Source organism: Burkholderia sp. JP2-270, from assembly GCF_003233675.1.
Lineage (GTDB): Bacteria > Pseudomonadota > Gammaproteobacteria > Burkholderiales > Burkholderiaceae > Burkholderia > Burkholderia pyrrocinia_C.
Genome location: NZ_CP029825.1, coordinates 1,766,731 through 1,786,851, shown reverse-complemented (window position 1 = coordinate 1,786,851; position 20,121 = coordinate 1,766,731). Strand labels below are relative to the sequence as shown.

The 20,121-nt window shown below is 67.7% G+C and carries 18 protein-coding genes; 4 read left to right on the top strand and 14 right to left on the bottom strand.

The features are described from left to right. Positions 1-45: 45 nt before the first annotated feature. The 6 genes from DM992_RS25885 to glcD form a co-directional block, all read right to left on the bottom strand. Positions 46-1,611, bottom strand: a complete 1,566-nt coding sequence (locus DM992_RS25885) for a sensor domain-containing diguanylate cyclase (protein ID WP_111019218.1) — start codon at positions 1,609-1,611, stop codon at positions 46-48. 576 nt (positions 1,612-2,187) lie between these two features. After that, positions 2,188-4,362 carry a malate synthase G gene (locus DM992_RS25880; protein WP_111019217.1) on the bottom strand — a complete coding sequence of 725 codons (2,175 nt, stop codon included), beginning with the start codon at positions 4,360-4,362 and terminating at the stop codon, positions 2,188-2,190. Between the two features lie 292 nt (positions 4,363-4,654). Beyond that, entirely contained in the window at positions 4,655-5,059 is a 405-nt protein-coding gene (locus DM992_RS25870) for a heme-binding protein (RefSeq protein WP_111019216.1), read from the bottom strand. 20 nt (positions 5,060-5,079) lie between these two features. Continuing rightward, the gene (gene glcF, locus DM992_RS25865) at positions 5,080-6,300 is read right to left on the bottom strand and encodes a glycolate oxidase subunit GlcF (protein ID WP_111019215.1); all 1,221 of its coding nucleotides are present in this window, start codon (positions 6,298-6,300) and stop codon (positions 5,080-5,082) included. Between the two features lie 19 nt (positions 6,301-6,319). Further along, positions 6,320-7,396, bottom strand: a complete 1,077-nt coding sequence (gene glcE, locus DM992_RS25860; protein ID WP_111019214.1) for a glycolate oxidase subunit GlcE — start codon at positions 7,394-7,396, stop codon at positions 6,320-6,322. After that, positions 7,396-8,895, bottom strand: a complete 1,500-nt coding sequence (gene glcD, locus DM992_RS25855) for a glycolate oxidase subunit GlcD (RefSeq protein ID WP_111019213.1) — start codon at positions 8,893-8,895, stop codon at positions 7,396-7,398. The genes glcE and glcD overlap by 1 nt, the downstream gene beginning before the upstream one ends. A gap of 224 nt (positions 8,896-9,119) precedes the next feature. Between glcD and glcC the strand changes: the two genes are divergently transcribed. Beyond that, complete coding sequence (gene glcC, locus DM992_RS25850) at positions 9,120-9,890, top strand: transcriptional regulator GlcC (RefSeq protein ID WP_111019212.1); 771 nt, start codon at positions 9,120-9,122, stop codon at positions 9,888-9,890. A 23-nt stretch (positions 9,891-9,913) separates the two neighbouring features. On the opposite strand, the gene DM992_RS25845 is transcribed toward glcC, so the two are convergent. The 7 genes from DM992_RS25845 to ugpC all read right to left on the bottom strand — a co-directional run bounded on the left by DM992_RS25845 (position 9,914) and on the right by ugpC (position 17,220). After that, positions 9,914-10,384: a hypothetical protein gene (locus DM992_RS25845; protein WP_111019211.1), complete on the bottom strand. Its 471-nt coding sequence runs from the start codon at positions 10,382-10,384 to the stop codon at positions 9,914-9,916. Between the two features lie 22 nt (positions 10,385-10,406). Continuing rightward, positions 10,407-10,592: a hypothetical protein gene (locus DM992_RS25840; protein WP_111019210.1), complete on the bottom strand. Its 186-nt coding sequence runs from the start codon at positions 10,590-10,592 to the stop codon at positions 10,407-10,409. Positions 10,593-10,888: 296 nt separating this feature from the next. Then, complete coding sequence (locus DM992_RS25835; protein WP_072439912.1) at positions 10,889-11,740, bottom strand: carbohydrate ABC transporter permease; 852 nt, start codon at positions 11,738-11,740, stop codon at positions 10,889-10,891. 17 nt (positions 11,741-11,757) lie between these two features. Then, complete coding sequence (locus tag DM992_RS25830) at positions 11,758-12,699, bottom strand: sugar ABC transporter permease (RefSeq protein WP_111019209.1); 942 nt, start codon at positions 12,697-12,699, stop codon at positions 11,758-11,760. Positions 12,700-12,753: 54 nt separating this feature from the next. Beyond that, positions 12,754-14,013, bottom strand: coding sequence for an extracellular solute-binding protein (locus DM992_RS25825; protein WP_111019208.1), 1,260 nt, complete (start codon positions 14,011-14,013; stop codon positions 12,754-12,756). A 63-nt stretch (positions 14,014-14,076) separates the two neighbouring features. Continuing rightward, on the bottom strand, positions 14,077-16,062 hold the full coding sequence (locus tag DM992_RS25820; protein WP_111019207.1) for a beta-galactosidase: 1,986 nt from the start codon (positions 16,060-16,062) through the stop codon (positions 14,077-14,079). Between the two features lie 9 nt (positions 16,063-16,071). Next, entirely contained in the window at positions 16,072-17,220 is a 1,149-nt protein-coding gene (gene ugpC, locus DM992_RS25815; protein WP_111019206.1) for a sn-glycerol-3-phosphate ABC transporter ATP-binding protein UgpC, read from the bottom strand. 189 nt (positions 17,221-17,409) lie between these two features. Here ugpC and DM992_RS25810 point away from each other — a divergent pair, with 189 nt between their 5' ends. Continuing rightward, positions 17,410-18,444 (top strand): LacI family DNA-binding transcriptional regulator, encoded by a 1,035-nt coding sequence (locus tag DM992_RS25810; protein WP_111019205.1) that lies wholly within the window; start codon positions 17,410-17,412, stop codon positions 18,442-18,444. Positions 18,445-18,549: 105 nt separating this feature from the next. On the opposite strand, the gene DM992_RS25805 is transcribed toward DM992_RS25810, so the two are convergent. Continuing rightward, positions 18,550-19,191, bottom strand: coding sequence for a GntR family transcriptional regulator (locus DM992_RS25805; protein ID WP_111019204.1), 642 nt, complete (start codon positions 19,189-19,191; stop codon positions 18,550-18,552). 135 nt (positions 19,192-19,326) lie between these two features. Between DM992_RS25805 and DM992_RS25800 the strand changes: the two genes are divergently transcribed. Both DM992_RS25800 and DM992_RS43560 read left to right on the top strand, forming a co-directional pair. Then, positions 19,327-19,803 (top strand): OsmC family protein, encoded by a 477-nt coding sequence (locus DM992_RS25800; protein WP_111020392.1) that lies wholly within the window; start codon positions 19,327-19,329, stop codon positions 19,801-19,803. 54 nt (positions 19,804-19,857) lie between these two features. Further along, positions 19,858-20,079 carry a hypothetical protein gene (locus DM992_RS43560; RefSeq protein ID WP_343212426.1) on the top strand — a complete coding sequence of 74 codons (222 nt, stop codon included), beginning with the start codon at positions 19,858-19,860 and terminating at the stop codon, positions 20,077-20,079. Positions 20,080-20,121: the final 42 nt, after the last annotated feature.

Genomic DNA, 20,121 nt, shown 5'->3' with positions numbered 1-20,121 from the left:
CTGCGACCGGGCGGCTGCCCCGCCGCAACTCAGGTGACCGGGCGCTCAGGCCCGCCGCGACTCGAGCTTGTCGGGAGATGCGGCCGTCAGTACGACGATGCGGTTGCGCCCGCCTTCCTTCGCGCGATACAGCGCATCGTCTGCGAGCTTCAGCGCGGCCTGCATGTCGTCGTCGAGTTCGGGATAGCTCGTCGTCACGCCGATGCTGACCGTCAGGCGGCCGGCCGTGCCGGCGTCGTGCCGGATGCCGAGATCGAGGATGCCCGTGCGGATCGTCTCGGCGATCGTCACCGCGCCGTCCGTGTCGACGTCGGGCAGCACCACGACGAACTCCTCGCCGCCGTAGCGCGCCGCATAGTCGGCCGGGCGGCGCAGGCAGCCGCCGATGCAATGGCCGACCGCGGCGAGCGCGTCGTCGCCGGCCTGGTGGCCCTGCGTGTCGTTGTAGTGCTTGAAGTAATCGACGTCGATGAACAGCAGCGACAGCGTATGCTGCGAGCGCGCGGCGCGGCGCCATTCGCGCGCGAGCGTGACGTCGAGCATCCGGCGGTTGTCGAGGCCCGTGAGGCCGTCGGTGCGCGCGAGCGCCTGCAGCTCGGTTTCCGCGCGATGGCGCTTGCGCAGCTGCACGTCGAGCAGCAGCGACAGGCCGACGAAGCCGATCGCGAGCGCGACCATCGCGGAGCCGACCGGAATCGCACGGTCGTACCACGCGGCATAGGTGTCCGCTTCCGAGCGCGCGACCATGACGATGAGCGGCAGGTGATCGAGGTGCCGGAACACGTACAGGCGCCGCACGCCGTCGATCGTCGCCGTGTCGGCGAAGCTGCCTTCGCTGGCGGTCATGAAATGCCGGAACGTGCTGGCGCGGCTGATGTCGCGGCCGACGATCTTCGGGTCGTACGGTTCGCGCGCGAGCATCAGGCCGCGCGTGTTGATCAGCGCGACCGAGCCGCGGTCGCCGAGCGACAGGCGCGAGAACAGGTTCTGGAAATATTCGAGCCGGATCGACATCACCGCGACGCCGCCGAACGACCCGTCGGGCTTCGTGATCCGCCGGCTGAGCGCGATGCTCGGCGAGCCGCCGCGCAGCCGCGAATGGTACGGGTTGCTCACGTACAGGCCGACGTCGGGGTGGTCGCGGTGGATGGTGAAATACGGCTCGTCGCTGAAGTTGACCTTGCGCGGCACGTCGCTCTTGCCGTCGACCTCGATGTCGCCCTTTGCGTCGAGCACATAGATGCCGCCGAGGTACTTGGCCGTGGTCGCGCGGTCGAACAGCACCTGGCGGCGCAGCGGCATCGGCAGCGCAATGACCGCGGGGTCGTTCGCGCCTTCGACGACAGCCTGCAGCGACAGCGAATAGATCTCGATGTTGCGCTCGATGTCCCACGACGCCATCAGCGCGAGGTTCTGCTGCATCGTGCGCGAGCGGTCGCGCGCGTCGATGCGGCCTTCGTACAGCAGGACCCCGCACAGGAGCAGCAGGACCAGCGCGATCAGCAGCCCCGTGTAGAAGATCAGGTGCGGCAGCAGGAACCGGCGCAGATGAGCGGCGACACGGCTTGTCCGGCCGGATTCGCTGGGCATTGCGTAGTCGGTTTCTGCCATGGTCCGTGGATCGATGGGCATCGTCGCCAGGCGGCGGGCCGATGCGATTGTTCGTATGACGTGTCGACAGCGATCCGGTGTGCGGCCCTCTTCCGGCACCTTCTTCCCGCCCGGCGGAGAAAATGGACACCGATTATCGGTAATCGCGACCAGATATACCGGTAAGTCATGCATTCATTGGCGGCATCTGCCGCGATTCGACGATCCGACGAATCGGGCGGCGCGGATTCAACCGAGTATAACGCGCGCATTCGCGTGCGCGGAAAATGTTGCGACCCGTTGATGGGGGTCAAATAACAGTGAAATCCCGGGCTTGCAAATATTGGGCAGAGCGTTGCAGCACAAGGCTTTGCTGCAAGGCGGTGCAAGCGCGCCGCGTAGGCGGTTTAACGGCGGGCGCATGCGAAACTTGAAAGCGCGCGATATGCGCCGATTATCGGTTTCTACATACGGTTTTCAATGGCCGCGCGAACGTAAAAATGAAAACGGGCGGCCATGACGGCCGCCCGTTTCGTGAAGCGGCATACGGGCCCCCGGCATACGGGCCCCCGGCATGCGGGGGCCGCATGCGCATGCTCAGGCGCCGCGCTGTTGCGCCTTGTACGCGAGCCGGAACCGGTGCAGCAGCGGCTCGGTATAGCCGCTCGGCTGCGACGTGCCCTGCAGCGCGAGCGCACACGCGGCCTTGAACGCGGTCGACTGGTCGTAGCCGGGCGCCATCGGGCGATAGTTCGGGTCGCCGGCGTTCTGCTGGTCGACGACGCGCGCCATCCGCTTGAACACGTCGAGCACGAAGGCCTCGGTGATCACGCCGTGGCGCAGCCAGTTCGCGATGTGCTGGCTCGAAATGCGCAGCGTCGCGCGGTCTTCCATCAGGCCGACGTCGTGGATGTCCGGCACCTTCGAGCAGCCGACGCCCTGTTCGACCCAGCGGACGACGTAGCCGAGGATGCCCTGCGCGTTGTTCTCGACCTCGCGCAGAATCTCGTCTTCGCTCCATTTGGCACGCTCGACGACCGGCACGGTCAGCAGGCCTTCGAGCAGCGTGTCGCGCTCGCTCGCGTACGGCGTCTTTTCGAGCTCCTGCTGGACGGCCTGCACGTCGACGAGGTGGTAGTGCAGCGCGTGCAGCGTCGCGGCGGTCGGCGACGGCACCCACGCGGTGTTCGCACCCGCGCGCGGATGCGCGATCTTCTGCTCGAGCATCGCGTGCATCAGGTCCGGCATCGCCCACATGCCCTTGCCGATCTGCGCGCGACCGCGCAGGCCGGCCGACAGGCCAGCGAGCACGTTGTTGCGCTCGTACGACGTGATCCAGGCCGACGACTTCATGTCGCCCTTGCGGATCATCGGGCCCGCTTCCATCGCGGTGTGCATCTCGTCGCCGGTGCGGTCGAGGAAGCCGGTGTTGATGAACGCGACACGCGCGGCGGCGGCCGCGATGCACGCGGCGAGGTTCACGCTGGTGCGGCGCTCCTCGTCCATGATGCCCATCTTCAGCGTGTTGCGCGGCAGGCCGTACAGATCCTCGATGCGCGCGAACAGCGTATCGGCGAATGCGACTTCGACCGGGCCGTGCATCTTCGGCTTCACGATGTAGATCGAACCCGTGCGCGAATTGCGCTTCGCCTTCAGGTCGTGCAGCGCGCACAGCGTCGTGACGACGCCGTCGAGGATCCCTTCCGGAATCTCGTTGCCGTCGCGGTCGAGCACCGCGCCGTTGGTCATCAGGTGGCCGACGTTGCGCACGAACAGCAGCGAGCGGCCGTGCAGCGACAGCGTGCCGCCGTCGGGCGTCGTGTAGTCGCGGTCGGCGTTCAGGCGGCGCGTGAAGCTTTTGCCGCCCTTCGCGACTTCCTCGACCAGCGTGCCCTGCATCAGGCCGAGCCAGTTGCGGTAGAGCTGGACTTTGTCGTCGGCGTCGACCGCCGCGACCGAATCCTCGCAGTCGATGATCGTGCTGACCGCCGCTTCGAGCACGACGTCCTTCACGTTCGCGAGATCGGCGCGGCCGATCGGCGTCGACGCGTCGATCTGGATCTCGATGTGCAGGCCGTTGTGCTTCAGCAGGATCGCGGACGGTGCGCCGGCTGCGCCCTGGTAGCCGACGAACTGCGCCGGCTGTGCGAGATGCACGACACCCTTCGCGGTTTCGACGGCGAGCTGGCCGTCCTGCACGCGATAGCGCAGCGCGTCGCCGTGCGAGCCGCTTGCGAGCGGCGCCGCGTTGTCGAGCACGTTGCGCGCGTAGTCGATCACGCGCTGGCCGCGCGTCGGGTTGTAGGTCGCGGTGCGTTCGGCGCCGCCGTCCTCGGGCAGCGCGTCGGTGCCGTACAGCGCGTCGTACAGGCTGCCCCAGCGGGCGTTCGCGGCGTTCAGCGCATAGCGCGCGTTCGACAGCGGCACGACGAGCTGCGGGCCGGCCTGCGTGGCGATCTCGCTGTCGACGTTCGCGGTGGCTGCCGCGACGTTCGACGGGACCGGCACGAGGTAGCCGATTTTTTCGAGGAACGCGCGATAAGCGGCGTGGTCGCGCACGGGGCCGGGGTGCGCGCGGTGCCAGGTGTCGAGTTCCTGCTGCAGGCGGTCGCGTTCCGCGAGCAGTTCGCGGTTGCGCGGCGCCAGATCGTGCACCAGGGCCGAGAAACCGCTCCAGAATGCGGCCTGGTCGATGCCGGTGCCCGGCAGTGCTTCGTTTTCAATGAACTGGCTCAGCGCTGGCGCGACTTGCAGTCCTGCTTGGTCGATCATCGTTATCCTCCCGGGGAAAAATGCGCGCGCGGCTAGAGGGCCTGCTCACGCTAATAACGGGCTTGCGAACGAGCCTTGCCGGCCGCAGTGCAAGAAGCAAGGAGCGCCGTTTGGCCGAGCCAAACAAGCGACGCGCGACGCCGCAATGCGGCCGGCAAGGCTCGTTCCCGTGATTTAAAAAAACCATTTATGGGGCTGGCCACCAGAAGGGCCGATCGCTGCGTCATGCTCCTTGCGCTCGGCCCTTCTGGTGGCCAGCGCAAGCCCGTTATTAGCGTGAGCAGGCCCTCCTTTATTCCGCGACGCTTTGTGTGCCGGCGCGGGCGATCTGCGCGTCCTGCTCGGACTTTACGCCAGACACGCCGATCGCGCCCGCAATCCGGCCGCCGACCGTGACCGGCACGCCGCCTTCGAGCAACCCCGTCAGCGGCACGCTGAGAAACGCGGTGCGGCCACCGTTGATCATATCCTCATAAGCCTTCGTCTCGCGACGGCCGAGCGCCGCCGCGCGCGCCTTGTCCTGCGCGATATGCGAGCTGGCCGGCGATGCGCCGTTCAGCCGCGCGAACGCGAGCAGGTGGCCGCCGTCGTCGACGACGGCGATCGACACGGCCCAGCCGTGGCGTTCCGCCTCCGCGCGGGCGGCGGCGAGCATGCGGTCTGCATCGGCGAGTTCGAGTTCGGGTTTCGTCTGCATGGATTTCCTCCGGAACCAGGTCAGTTGATCAGTCGGTTGTCGACGAGCTCGATCCAGTGGCGCACGGGTGTGCGGCCCGCGCCGTTCAGGTGAGTCTGGCAGCCGACGTTGGCCGTGACAATCAGGTCCGGCCGCGCGGCTTCGAGCGCGTCGAGCCGGTTGTCGCGCAGTTTCGTCGCGAGTTCGGGCTGCGTCAGCGAATATGTGCCGGCCGAGCCGCAGCACAGGTGGCCGTCGGCGATATTCGTCAGATCGAAGCCGAGCCGCGTCAGGATGCTTTCGACCGCGCCGCCGAGGCGCTGCGCGTGCTGCAGCGTGCACGGGCAGTGGACCGCGACGCGGCGTGGCGTCGCATCGGCCAGCGCGTCGAGCGGCTCGGCCGCGATCACCTCGGCGAGATCGCGCGCGAGCGCGCTGACGCGGCGCGCCTTCTCCGCATAGACGGGGTCGGAGCGCAGCAGGTCGCCGTATTCCTTGACGAACGCGCCGCAGCCGCTCGCCGTCAGCACGATCGCTTCCGCGCCGGCCTCGATCGCGGGCCACCATGCGTCGATGTTGCGGCGTGCGCGGGCGAGGCCGGCGTCCTGCGCGTTCAGGTGATATTCGGTCGCGCCGCAGCAGCCGGCCTCGCGCGCCGGGCTCACGCTGATGCCGAGCCGGTCGAGCACGCGCGCGGCGGCCGCATTGGTGTTCGGCGACAGCGCGGGCTGCACGCAGCCTTCGAGCATCAGCACGCGCCGTGCGTGACGCGCGGCCGGGCGCGGCGCGGCCGCGGGCACGGCGGCCGGAATCTTGTCCTGCAGCGTGCCGGGCAGCAGCGGACGCAGCGTGCGGCCGGCCTTCAGCAACGCGGCGAACGTCGCCGGGCGCGGCACCACGTGACGCAGCCCTGCGCGCAGCAGGCGCTCGCGCGCGGGACGCTGCGCGCGCTTCTCGGCTTCCGCGCGGCCGATGTCGAGCAGCGTGTGGTAGCGCACGCCGGACGGGCAGGTCGTCTCGCAGTTGCGGCAGGTCAGGCAGCGGTCGAGATGCTGCTGCGTGCGCTCGCCGCACGGCTCGCCTTCGAGCAGTTGCTTGATCAGGTAGATGCGGCCGCGCGGCCCGTCGAGCTCGTTGCCGAGCACCTGGTAGGTCGGGCAGGTCGCATTGCAGAAGCCGCAGTGCACGCACGCGCGCAGGATCGCTTCCGCTTCGTCGGCCCGGGCGAGGGCCTTGCTTGCTTCGCTGAGATTGGTTTGCATCGGCGGGTCGCTTCGAAGGTCAGAGGTCGGCGTACAGGCGCCCGGGATTGAAGATCGCGTGCGGGTCGAGTTGCGTCTTGAGTTGCCGGTGCACGCGCAGCAGCGCGCTCGGCAGCGGCTGGAACGGCTCGTGCGTCGTGCCCGGCGTGAAACAGGTCGCGTGGCCGCCCCATTGCGCGGCGAGCCGCTGCACGTCGGCCGGCGCGGCATCGCTTTTCAGCCAGCGCTGCGCGCCGCCCCAGTCGGCGAGCTGCGCGCCCGGCAATGCGTCGAGCGGCGCGGCGGCCGGCACCGACACACGCCACAGCGGGCGCGGATCGTCGAAGAACGGCAGCGCGAGATCGCGCAGCCGTGCCCAGAACGCGTCGTCGACGTCGTCCATCCGGTCGCCGCCGATCGTGTCGCGTGCGGCCTTTACCGAGCCTTCGCCACCTTCGATCCGCACGCGCAGTACGCCGTCCGCGTGGCATGCGCCCGCGAGCGGCAGCCCAGCGCGCCGCCACGCGGCAACATGCTGCACGGCCTCGCCGGCGGCGAGCGGCAACGCGAGATCGCACGTCGCGCGCGGTTTCGGCAGCACCTTCAGCGACACCTCGGTCACGACGCCGAGGCAGCCGAAGCTGCCGGCGAGCAGCCGCGACACGTCGTAGCCCGCGACGTTCTTCATCACCTCGCCGCCGAAGCGCAGGTGCTTCGCGCGGCCGGTGATCACGCGGCAGCCGAGCACGAAGTCGCGCACCGCGCCGGCCCACGGGCGGCGCGGCCCCGACAGCGCCGCCGCGAACATCCCGCCGACCGTTGCCGCGCCGCCGAACGCGGGCGGCTCGCACGGCAGCATCTGGCCGGCCGAGTCGAGCATCGCTTCGAGATCGGCGAGCGGCGTGCCCGCGCGCGCGGTGACGACGAGCTCGGTCGGGTCGTACGCGACGACGCCGCGATGCGTGCGCACGTCGAGCGTGCGGCCTTCGACGGGGCGGCCGAGGAACGCCTTGGTGCCGGCGCCGCGGATATGCAGCGGCTGGCGGTCGCGGAGTGCGGCGTCGACCTGGGCGACGAGCGCAGCGCTGTCGTCGATCGATTCGATTTCGCGTCGCATCAGAAGCGCTCCAGTTCGGGAAACGGCAGCTTGCCGTGATGGACGTGCATCGCGCCGAATTCGGCGCAGCGGTGCAGCGTCGGGATGTTCTTGCCGGGATTGAGCAGCCCCTGCGGATCGAACGCGGCCTTCACCGCGTGGAAGAACGTGATTTCGTCGGCATTGAACTGCACGCACATCTGGTTGATCTTCTCGCGTCCGACGCCGTGCTCGCCGGTGATGCTGCCGCCCGCCGCGACGCACAGCTCGAGGATCCGGCCGCCGAGCGCTTCCGCGCGGTCGAGCTCGCCGGGCCGGTTCGCATCGAACAGGATCAGCGGGTGCATGTTGCCGTCGCCCGCATGGAACACGTTCGCGACCGGCAGCCCGTATTCGGCGGACAGCGCGGCGATTCCTTCGAGCACGCGCGGCAGTTCGCGGCGCGGGATCGTGCCGTCCATGCAGTAGTAGTCGGGCGACCTGCGGCCGACCGCGGGGAACGCGTTCTTGCGGCCGGCCCAGAAGCGCTGGCGCTCGGCCTCGTCGCGTGCGACGCGGATATCGGTTGCGCCCGCGTCGCGCAGCAGCGCGGCGACGCGTTCGGCATCCTCGTCGACGTCGCTCGCCGCGCCGTCGAGCTCGCACAGCAGGATCGCCTGCGCGTCGACCGGATAGCCCGCGTGGATGAAATCCTCGGCCGCGCGGATCGCGAGGTTGTCCATCATCTCGAGGCCGCCGGGAATCACGCCCGCGCCGATGATCCGCGCGACCGCCGCGCCGGCCTCGGCGACGTCGTCGAAGCTCGCCATCAGCACCTTCACGCACGGCGGTTTCGGCAGCAGCTTCACGGTCACTTCCGTGACGATGCCTAGCATGCCTTCGGAGCCGGTGAACAGCGCGAGCAGGTCGAAGCCCGGTGCATCGAGCGCATCGGCGCCGAGCGTGAGCGTGTCGCCGTCGATCGTCAGGATCTCGACCTTCAGGATGTTGTGCACCGTGAGCCCGTATTTCAGGCAGTGCACGCCGCCCGCGTTTTCGGCGACGTTGCCGCCGATCGAGCACGCGATCTGCGACGACGGATCGGGCGCGTAGTAGAGGCCGTGCGGCGCGGCCGCCTGCGAGATCGCGAGGTTGCGCACGCCGGGCTGCACGCGCGCGGTGCCGGCGTCGGGGTCGATGTCGAGAATCCGGTTGAACTTCGCCATCACGAGCAGGATGCCTTTTTCGAGCGGCATCGCGCCGCCCGACAGCCCCGTGCCCGCGCCGCGCGCCACCACCGGCACGCTGTGCGCGGCCGCGACGCGCAGCACCGCGCGCACCTGCTCGACCGTGTCGGGCAGCACGACCGCAAGCGGCACCGTGCGGTACGCGGCGAGGCCGTCGCATTCGAACGGCTTGAGCGCCTCGCGCTCGTGCAGCACGTCGAGGCCGGGCGCCGCCGCGTGCAGCGCGGCGACGAGCGTGTCGCGGCCGACGGTCGCCAGCGGACCGTCGATCCGTTCGTCGTAGATGAAACTCATCGGTCTGTCTCCGTCTCCACCATGCGGGCGGCCGCGCGAAGCGCGACACGCCGGATGGACGGGATTCTTGGCGGGCCAGGCGCGCCTGTCCAGACGTCTTCCATGTGGTCGTACCAGTTTTTGAGAAGGCCCCCGAAAGCTGCCATGCGGAGAACCAGAAAACCGAATCAGGAAAAGGGTTTGTGAGAAAATCGCCGATATCCGTCCAAAGTGGTCGTACCAGTATGGAAATGCAGGATCGAGAGGGGCCGGCGCGGCGCGTGGCCGACGTCGTCGCCGAGCGGATCGAGAAGCTGATCGTCGACGGCGTGCTGAAGGCCGGGCAGGCGCTGCCGTCCGAGCGGCGGCTGACCGAGAAGCTCGGCGTGTCGCGCACGGCCGTGCGCGAAGGAATGAAGCTGCTGCACGCGCGCGGGATCATCGACACGATGCACGGCAAGGGTTCGTTCGTCGCGAGCCTGACCCCGCAGCGCGAAATCACGCCCATGATGCATCTGCTCGGCTCGCAGCCGCGCACGCTGTACGACCTGTTCGAGGTGCGCGGGATGCTCGAGGCGGAGGCAGCGCGACTCGCCGCGCTGCGCGGCACGCCGGCCGATTTCATCCTGATCAGGCGCCGCTACGACGAAATGACGGCGGCCGACGCGCAGGATCTCGATCCCGCCGCGCGCGCGAAGCTCGACCACGCGTTCCATCTCGCGATCTGCGAGGCGTCGCACAACCCCGTGCTCGTCAACACGCTGCAGTCGCTGACCGACCTGCTGCTCAGTTCGGTGTTCGCGTCGGTGAACAACCTCTATCATCGCGAACCGCTGAAGAAGCAGATCGACCGCCAGCATGCACGGCTCTACAACGCGGTCACGGGGCGGCTGCCCGAGCAGGCGCGCAAGGCCGCGAGCGAACATATCCGGCAGTGCGTCGACTATCTGCGCGAGATCGAGCAGGAGGAGCAGCGGCTCGTGCGTTCGACGTTGCGGCTTGAAGGGTGGACCTAGGGGCGTTGGTTCTTGTCCGGTGATCAGGCGGCCGTGCAGTCGGCATCGTCCTGCGCTTCAAGTCTGGATGCCCAGCCGGACTTGGCTTCTTTCAGCACGATTCGCTGTTTTTCTGCACGCTCGATCGCGTTGATGCGTTCGATTGCCGACGCGATAGGAACATTGCCGTCCGCGTGTGCGAGGTACAGCAGGCGAACCAGTTTGTCGGCCCAGCGCGGTACTTTGCCCGACTTCTCCCAGCGGGCAACCGCCTGCTCGTTGTTGCCGAGCAGCTGGGCCAGTCCGCTCTGCGATTGCATCAGGCCGGCACTGCGCACATACCGAAACTCGACGCCGGTGAGCGGAGCGGTTTTTTTCGCGAGCGCGAGACAGATTGCGGTGCAGCGTCCGTCCAGATCGTTGATGGACACACCGTCGCCATAGGGTGTTTTGTGCAGCGTATATCCGTTCGCCAGCCATACATTTTTCAGGCCACCGTCGGTGTAGTGATACATATCAGCCCCTTGGTGCGTCAATTCAGCGTTTGGTGACTTCCATCCCGGTGATCACCGTGAGGTGAGGAGCGGGATGATCCACGAGTACGGCCATGCCGACATTGACGCCCGACACATACCGCTCCATCACACAGCGCAGGCCCGATGCCCGCATGTCCGGTTCAGGCTCGTTCACGATGACGCCCTTGCGCAGCGTTTCCAGCACCATCGGATCGTTGATCTTCCGCTACCGCATCCGGTCGCGTGCATGGCCGACGAACACGATGTTCGCTGAAACGGCCGCACATACCCGGATGTGCTTCTCGATCTGTCGTTTGGATGGTCGCCCCAATCGCACACCTATCATTTTGATAGGTTGAAGTCTGCGCTGTCTGATGCGTGTTGAGGATAAATTTTGGCTATTGGGCACAGTCTGCCTGGCGTCGCGCAGTCGAAAAAAAGCCCGCCGAAGCGGGCAACCTCACGATGCGGAGGGGGAGATGCGTGAGCGCGGGCGGCGCGCGTTCAGCCTTTCGTCGCGCCGAACGTGAGCCCCGCGACGAAATGCTTCTGCATCGCGAAGAACATCGCGACCGACGGCAGCGCGGCGAGAATCGACCCGGCCGACACGAGGTTCCATGAAGTCGTCCATTGCCCCTTCAACGCCGCGACGCCCGCGGTAATCGGCGCGGCTTCGTCGCCTTGCGTGAGGCACAGCGCCCAGAAGTAGTCGTTCCACACGAACGTGAACACGAGGATCGCGAGCGCCGCGAGCGCGGGCCGGATCAGCGGCAGCACGATCCGCCAGAACACCGTCCATTCGCCCGCGCCCTCGATGCGCGCAGCCTCGATCAGCTCGAACGGCAGCTGCTTGATGAAGTTGCGCAGGAACAGCGTGCAGAAGCCGGTCTGGAACGCGACGTGGAACAGGATCAGCGCTTCGACGGTGTTGAACACGCCGAGCCGGAGCGACAGGTCGCGCACCGGGATCATCAGCACCTGCACCGGCACGAAGTTGCCGGCGACGAACGTGCCGAACAGCGCGGTGTTGCCGCGAAACCGGTAGGTCGCGAGCGCGAAGCCGGCCATCGCCGCGAGCGCGATCGAACCGAGCACCGACGGCACCGTGATCTGCACGCTGTTCCAGAAGTAATGCAGCATCGGCGACGTCGTCAGCGCGTCGCGATAGTTCTCGACCATCGCGAAGTGCCGCGGCCAGCCCCAGTAGTGCCCTTCGACCAGCTCCTCGGTCGAGCGCACCGACGTGACGAACACCGCGATCATCGGCAGCAGCCAGATCAGCAGTGCGACGGGCAGCGACAGCTTGTAGAGCCGGCGCGAGACGGGCTTCCATTGGGCAACGGGAGTCGGAAACATGATGGCCACCGGTCGGGTTATTGCTCGTTGCGCAGCATGCGGCGCAACTGGAACACGATGTAGACGAGCATGATCGCGAACAGCACGACCGCGATCGACGCGGAATAACCGAGCCGGTAGTACTTGATCGCCTGGTCGTACATGTAATACGCGAGCACGGTCGAACTCTCGAACGGGCCGCCGCTCGTCATCACCGAGATCAGGTCGAAGCTGCGCAGCGCGCCGATCACCGTGACGACGATCGCCATGAAGGTGGTCGGCCGCAGTTGCGGCAGCACGACGTGCCACAGCAGCGCGAAGCCGCGTGCGCCTTCCATCCGCGCCGCTTCGATCTGTTCCGGGTAGACCGACGTGAGGCCGGTCAGGTACAGGATCATGCAGTACGCCGTTTGCGGCCACAGCGCGGCGAATACGATGCCGAGCGTCGCGTAGCGTGCATCGCCGAGCACCGGGATGCCGTGCCCGGCGAGCAGCGCGAGCAGCCCGAAGGTCGGATCGTAAAACCACGAGAAGATCAGGCCGACGACCACGCCGGACAGCACGAACGGCGCGAAGAACAACGACTTCACGAGCCGGATGCCGCCGACCGCCTGATTCAGGTACAGCGCGAGCGCGAGGCCGAGCGGCGGTGCGAGCATGAACAGCGCGAGCCAGATCACGTTGTTGCGCAGCGCGGTGTAGAACGTCGGCGCGTGCAGCAGCTCGACGTAGTTCGCGAGCCCGACGAAGCTGCGCTCGGTCATCCCGTCCCAGTTGTACAGGCTCAGCCACAGCGTCGACAGGATCGGCCAGATCACATAGACGGCAACCATTGCGCAGGCCGGTGCGAGAAAGAGCCACGCGGCGCGCCGTTGCCGCCGCACCGCGGGCGACGGACGGCGCGCGGGCAGCGCGGCGGCGGATGCTCCGCGCGGCGGCGCGGCGCCGGCGGGTGGGGTGGACGTGATCGGACTGGACACGGCAAGCCTCCTGTACGGACGCGGCGGCACAGGGCCGCCGGCTGGGTCACGCGGTCACTTCTTGTAGATCCGCTTGCGGGTCTGTTCGAGCTGCGCGAGCACCGTATCGAGCTGCGCGGGATCGGCCATGAACTGCTGCATGCCCTTCATCCCCTCGTCGGCCATTTCCTTCGTCATGTCGCGGTCGTAGAACTGCGCGACGCCACCCTTCGTGTCGGCGAGGATCCGGAAGCCGATGCGCGAGATCGGATCGGCCGGCTCGGGCGACTTGCTGTTGGCCGACAGCGAGCCGAGGCCTTCCGCGAGCTTCGCGCCCATCTCGGGCGTTTCCACGAATGCGAGGAACGTGTGCGCGTCGGCCTTGTTCTTCGCCTTCGTCGGGATGTGCAGCGATTCGACCGGGCCGTCCTCGGCGGTCGGCACCTTCGGGTCGATGATCGGGAAGCGGTAGTAGCCCATTTCAGGCTTCACGTTCGGCGGGAAGCCGGCCGCGATGAAGGTGCCCATCAGCATCATCGCGGCCTTGCCCTGGAACAGGAACGGCTGTGCGCCGTCGAGATCGTAGGACAGCGCGTTGTCGATGAAGTAGCCGGCATCGATCAGCGATTTCCACGTCGTGTAGACCTTCTTCACGCGCGGGTCGGTGTACGGCACGTTGCCGGCCATCAGCTGCTGGTGGAATGCGTTGCCGTTCACGCGCAGGTCGAGATAGTCGAACCAGCCGGCGAGCGTCCACGCGTCGCGGCCGCCGATCGCGACCGGCGTGATGCCGGCCGCCTTCAGCTTCTTGCACGCATCGAGAAACTGGTCCCAGGTCTTCGGCTCGTCGGCGATGCCGACCTTGCGGAACAGGTCCTTGCGATAGAACAGCCCCCACGAGTAATAGACGGTCGGCGCCGCGTACTGCTTGCCGTTATACGACGATGCGTCGCGCGTTGACGCATACATCGCGCCCCAGCCGTTCTTCGTCCAGTCGCCGCTCAGGTCCTCGAACAGTCCGCGCTTTGCGTAATACGCCATCCGCTCGCCCGCGTGCCAGTTCACGACGTCCGGCGCGACGGTCGTGAGCCACGCGGGGAGCTGCACCTTGTACGCTTCCTCGTCGACGAAGGTCGCCTTCACGTCGATGTCGGGATGCGCCTTGTGGAATGCGTCGAGCGTCGATTGCCAGACCGCGCGCTGGCTGGCGCCCTTGAACGCGATGTTGACGGTCAGCGTGCCGGCGCTCGCCGGCGCGGCGGCGCCGAACGAAGCGAACGCGATGGCGGCGGCCGCGGCGAGCCGGACGGCGGCGCGAAGGGGGCGATGTGTCATGGTTGTCTCCATTCCTGTGTGTCGTTGTGCGTGACCGGCGCGTCGCGGCGCCGGTGGCGGGTGCTACGAACGGCTTCGATACACGGCGACGCCTTGCGGCTCGACCTGCGCGGCGCCGAGCACGAACGCCGACGGCGGCACCGCGTCGATCGTGTGTGGCGTGCCGCCATAGTTGAATACGTAGGTCAGGCCGCCGCGCCGGCTCACGCGCACGCCGTCGCCGAGCGGCGTCGGCGCGAGGCCCGCTTCGGCCGCGACATCGGCGAACAGTTGCGCGGTGGTCGCGTCGTCGAACAGCGCGGCCCAGTAGTGCAGCGCGCCATGCGACACGCAGGCCGGATGACCGTCGGCGAAGCGCGCGCGTACGACGCTGCGCGTGTCGTCGTGCAGCTCGACGAAGTCGCGCCAGTGGCGTGCATCGCCCGCGAGCGGCGAGCCGTCGCGCAGCGCACCGTCGATCCGTTCGGTCACGTTCGGCCGCAGCGATTCGACGCGCCACACGCGAACCGGCAGGATCGGCGCGAGCGGGCCGGGCGGCAGCGTCGGCGGAATCTGCAGGTCGACGGTCTTCGAGCCGGTGCGCGGCCCGAACACGGCATGCGCGCCCGATGCGGCGAGCCGCGCCGCGAAATCGTCCGGCACGATCGGCAGCGGTGGCACGACCACGAGCCGGTAGCCGTCGAGCGGCGCATGCACGGAGACCACGTCGACGTCGAGGCCGAGCGAGCGCAGCGCCGAGTAGTACTCGAATGCGAAGCGCGGGTAGTGGAAATCGGCGCCCTGCGGCTGCACCTCGAACAGCCACTTCGCCTCGTAGTCGTAGATCAGCGCGACTGATGCGCGCACCGGATCGTCCTCATCAGCGCCGACGTCGTGCACCGCCGCAATCTCGCGCGCGACGCGTTGCGCTTCGCGGCCGCCTTCGTCGAGCTGGTCGTCCGGCGTGTGCAGGCCCGCATGCATCTGCTCCTGCGCGAACGGCGCCTGCCGCCAGCGGAAGTACGACACGCAGCCGGCGCCATGCGCGAATGCCTCCCAGCTCCACAGGCGCACCATGCCCGGCAGCGGCGCGGGGTTCCAGTGCGCCCAGTTCACGGGCCCCGGCTGCTGCTCCATCACCCAGAACGGCAGCTTCGACATGCCGCGATACACGTCGTGATTGAACGACGCGAAATCGGGATGGCCGGTGCGCAGCCAGCGCGTCTTCACGTCGGGCGCGAACCATTGCTCCTCGAGCGCGCCGAGCGGATAGCTGTCCCACGTCGCGATGTCGAGGTCGCGCGCCACCTCGTAGTGATCGAACTCGGTGAACAGCTGCATGAAGTTGTGCGCGACGGGCCGGCCCGGCGAATGCGCGCGGAGCACGTCGACCTGCATCCGGTGATAGCGCGCGACCTCGTCCGACGCGAAGCGCCGGTAGTCGAGGCGATGCGACGGATGGGCCTCGGTCACGGTGCCGACGGGCGCGTCGATTTCGTCGAAGTGGCGATACTCCATGCTCCAGAACACGGTGCCCCACGCGCGGTTCAGTGCGTCGATCGTGCCGTAGCGTGCCTTCAGCCATTCGCGGAAGCGCACGAGCGCGGCCGGCGAGTAGCTGACGACGGTCTGGTGGCAACCCAGCTCGTTGTCGGTCTGCCAGTAGCGCACGGCCGGATGGCGGCCGTAGCGTTCGGCGACCGCCGTGCAGATCTGGCGCGACGCTTCGAGATAGGTCGGCGACGAGAAGTCGTAGTGGCGGCGCGAACCGAACGCGCGCGGCCGGCCGTCCGCGCCGATCGCGAGGATATCGGGATGACGGTCGACCAGCCACTTCGGCGGCGTCGCGGTCGGCGTGCACATCACGATCTCGAGGCCGGCCGCGCCGAGCACGTCGACCGCGCGGTCGAGCCAGCCCCAGTCGTATTCGCCCGGCGACGGCTCGATGCGGCTCCATGCGAATTCGGCGATCCGCACCTGCTCGATGCCGAGTGCTTTCATCCGGCGGGCGTCGTTCGCCCACATCGATTCCGGCCAGTGTTCCGGGTAATAACAGACTCCGAGGCGCATACGCGATCCTTAAGCGTAGTGATGGACGTGGACGTCGGCGCACGCGGGCACCGCGCGGCCGTCTTCGGCGAAGAGATGGCAGGCGGCGGCCGGCGCATGCACGTGCACGCGTTCGCCGCTGTGCACCTGTGCGTCGCCGGGCACCTTCGCGATCAGCGGCGCGCCGCCGGGCTGGTCGAGGTGCACGTAGGTCTGTTCGCCCAGGCGCTCGACGAGCGCGATGTCGCGCACGAGCGTCGTCGCATCGTGCGTGGCGCCGAGCGTCAGGTGCTCGGGGCGAATGCCGAGCGTCACGGCTGCGCCGGCATCGAGCGCGGAGCCGTCGCGCGGCAGCGTGAAGGTTTCGCCGGAAGGCGCGACGGTGACGGTCGTGCGGCGGGCATCGGATGCGGTGACGACGGCCGGCAGAAAGTTCATGCGCGGCGAGCCGATGAAGCCGGCGACGAAGCGGCTGGCCGGATGGTGGTAGAGGTCGAGCGGCGCGCCGACTTGCGCGATGCTGCCGTGCTGCGCGGTATCCGCGCCGGCGTGCAGCAGCACGATCCGGTCGGCGAGCGTCATCGCTTCGGTCTGGTCGTGCGTCACGTAGACGACGCTCGCGCGTTCGAACTGCCGGTGCAGCCGCGCGATCTCGATGCGGGTCTGGCCGCGCAGCGCCGCGTCGAGATTCGACAGCGGTTCGTCGAACAGGAACACGCCCGGCTCGCGCACGATCGCGCGGCCGATCGCGACGCGCTGCCGCTGCCCGCCCGACAGCGCCTTCGGCTTGCGCTCGAGCAGCGTGTCGAGCTGCAGGATGCGTGCGGCATCGCGCACTTTCCGGTCGATCTCGGCTTTCGGCACGCGCGCGAGCTTCAGCCCGAACGCCATGTTCTCGTAGACCGTCATGTGCGGAAACAGCGCGTAGCTCTGGAACACCATCGCGACGCCGCGCTCGGCGGCCGGCACGTCGTCGACGCGACGGCCGTCGATCGACAACTCGCCCGCGCTCAGGTCCTCGAGCCCGGCAATCATGCGCAGCAGCGTCGACTTGCCGCATCCGGACGGCCCGAGGAACACGCAGAACTCGTGCGCGCCGATCTCCAGATCGACGTCGCGAATGACCGGCGCGTGATCGCCATAGGCTTTCTGCACGCGTCGCATCGAGATGCTCGCCATTGTCTCCGCTCCATGTTCTAATGCGCCGTCATGATTGCTTAAGCGCTTAATCATCGCGATCAAAAAAAGAAGCGATCCGATCGCGGCCGAGTCGCACCCGGTGGTCGGGCGGCAAGGTGTGCGCCGATAGTGCGCCGCTTCGGTGAGCGAAGCAAATACTGGATCGACGTCTCATATAGTGAGCAAACGATGGCGACACTGGACGAAGTTGCGCGCCGCGCCGGCGTGACGGCCGCGACGGTATCGAACGTGCTGCGCGACCGTGGCCGGGTCGGCGAGGCCACGCGTGCGCGGGTGCTGGAAGCCGTGCAGGCGCTCGGGTATCGGCCGCATCTCGCCGCGCGGGCGCTGGCGGAAGGGCGCGCGCCGACGGTCGCGCTGATGGTATCGAGCATCGCGAACCCGTTCTATCCGGAGTTCGCGCTGGCGGTCGAGCGGGCGGTGCGCCGCAACGGGCAGTTCCTGATCGTCTGCAATACGAACGAAGATCCGTTGCAGGGGCGCGCGTACCTCGACCAGATCGCCGGCACGATCTCCGAAGGCATTCTCGTGACCAACGCGAACCTGCACCTGCCGGATCTGCTCGACGTCGCACGGCGCGGCGTGCCGGTCGTGCTGTGCCTGTGGGAGCGGCCCGACGCGCCGCCCGACGGATTGCCGTGCGTGGCCATCGATTTGCGCGAAGCGGGGCGGATCGCGACGCGGCATCTGCTCGAACTCGGGCACGAGCGCATCGGCGTGATCGTCGGCGGGGCGGCGAGCGGCGTGCAGGCGGCGCGTTACGACGGTTTCGTCGACGTGATGCGCGAAGCGGGGCTCGACGCGTCGATCGTCGCGGCCGAGCACGATTCGATCGAAGGCGGCGTGCGCGCGGCGGGCCGGCTGCTCGACGCTCACCCGCGGCTGACCGCGCTGGTCGCCACCAACGACCTGCCGGCGATCGGCGCAATGCATGCGGCGGCCGATCGCGGCAGGCGCGTGCCCGACGACCTGTCGATCGTCGGCATTACCGACATCCATCTGGCAAGCGACACGCGGCCCACGCTGACGACCGTCGCGATCCCGACCGCCGAAGCCGCCGGCCTCGCGGTCGAATTGCTCAACGCGCTGCGCGAGGCGGGCGGCCGCAGCGACGACGCATCGCGCGTGCGGACCGCGTCGCTGCCGCGGCTGGTGGTGCGCGGTACGACAGGCCGCGTGCCGAGTGAGCGCGCGACGCGGTAAATATCGTGCGTGGCGGCGCCGGGTGCTTCGAGGTTGCCGCCGCAATCGGCGCGGGCCGGCGCGCAGTCGCGTGCGATGTGGAACACGGCAAGCGCCGCGCCGGCCTCAACCGCCTACGACGAGACGCATCATGATGCTTCTGGCCGATTCGAGATGCGCGATCGTCTTCGAACGGGCGGCGCGCGCATTGCCCTCGCGGCACGCCTTCAGGATCTCCTCGTGCTCGACCTGGAACGACGGCGTATCCGCGAGCAGCGTGGCCTGCAGACGCTCGTAGCGTTCGACCTGGCTGCGCAGTTCCCCGATCGTCTTCAACTGCCGCGCGTTGCCGCAGCACGAATACAGCAATGCGTGGAATTCGCGGTTCAGCTCTCCTTGCCGGCGCGACACGGTCGCATCGCCGAGCAGGCGATGGACGAGTTCGGCGCGCGCGAGCGTCTCGTCGTCGAGCCGCTTCACGCTCCGGTAGATCGCATCGCCTTCGAGCAGCGCGCGCAGGTCGTAGATTTCCTGCACGTCCGACGCGCTCAGCATGCGCACGACGGCGCCGCGATTCCTGAAGATGTCCAGCAATCCTTCGCGTTCCAGACGCTGGATGGCTTCGCGCATCGGAATCCGGCTGATCCCGAAGCGGTCGGCCAGGTCGCGCTCGACGAGCCGCTCGCCGGCTTCCAGTTCGCCGTTGATGATCATGTCCCGCAGCGATGCGGCCACCGCGTCCGCCGTGGAGTCGAGTTTGGCTTCCATGCCTGCGTGTTCCTCACTTCATTTTGGAATAATGGTATACCAAACGGAATTCCGGTGCCAAAATGGCAGCCATTGGCGGGCTTCATAAAATGAACTCGGGCCCGGTGGAAGCAACCGACCTCAATGGAGAGCGAGATGGCATCTGGTGAACACAAATATCGAGTCGCAGTGCAGTGGACGGGCAACCGCGGCACCGGCACGTCGGGGTATCGCGAGTACGGCCGCGATCATGTGATCCGCGCCGGTTCGAAGCCGGACATTCCCGGTTCGTCGGATGCGGCTTTTCGTGGCGACGCGTCGCGCTGGAACCCGGAAGACCTGCTGCTGGCGTCGGCATCGGCGTGCCACAAGCTCTGGTACCTGCATCTGTGCGCCGAGGCCGGTATTCGTGTGCTCGCGTATGTCGACGACGCGGAAGGGACGATGCTCGACAGTCCGGAGCAGGGGCGCTTCACCGAAATCGTGCTGCGCCCGCACGTGACCATCCAGGCAGGTGACGATCGCGAGCGGGCGGAACATCTGCATCACGATGCGCACGCGAAGTGCTATATCGCGAATTCGGTCAACTTCCCGATCCGCTGTGAACCGGTGATCGAGTTTGCGGCGGCGTGACGCGTTGGCGATGAAATCCAGACGGAGCTTTGCCATTACCCAGGCAATGCAAGCATGGCGCCGCACTTCGTGCTCGAAGAAGTCGGCAAGCCGTTCGAGCTTGAGTACATCGACCGCACCCACGATCAGCACAAGTCGCCGGACTACCTCGCGCTCAATCCGAACGGACTGATTCCGGTTAGCAATTCAGGTTGTGCGTCCCGAAATGCGCCTGTCCATTGTGACAGGACGGATTGGCGACTTCTCATAAATCTCGAAAGACCCTTGCGTGACTAATCGAACGTCGAAACATTCAACCGCGAACAAAATTCGTGCGTA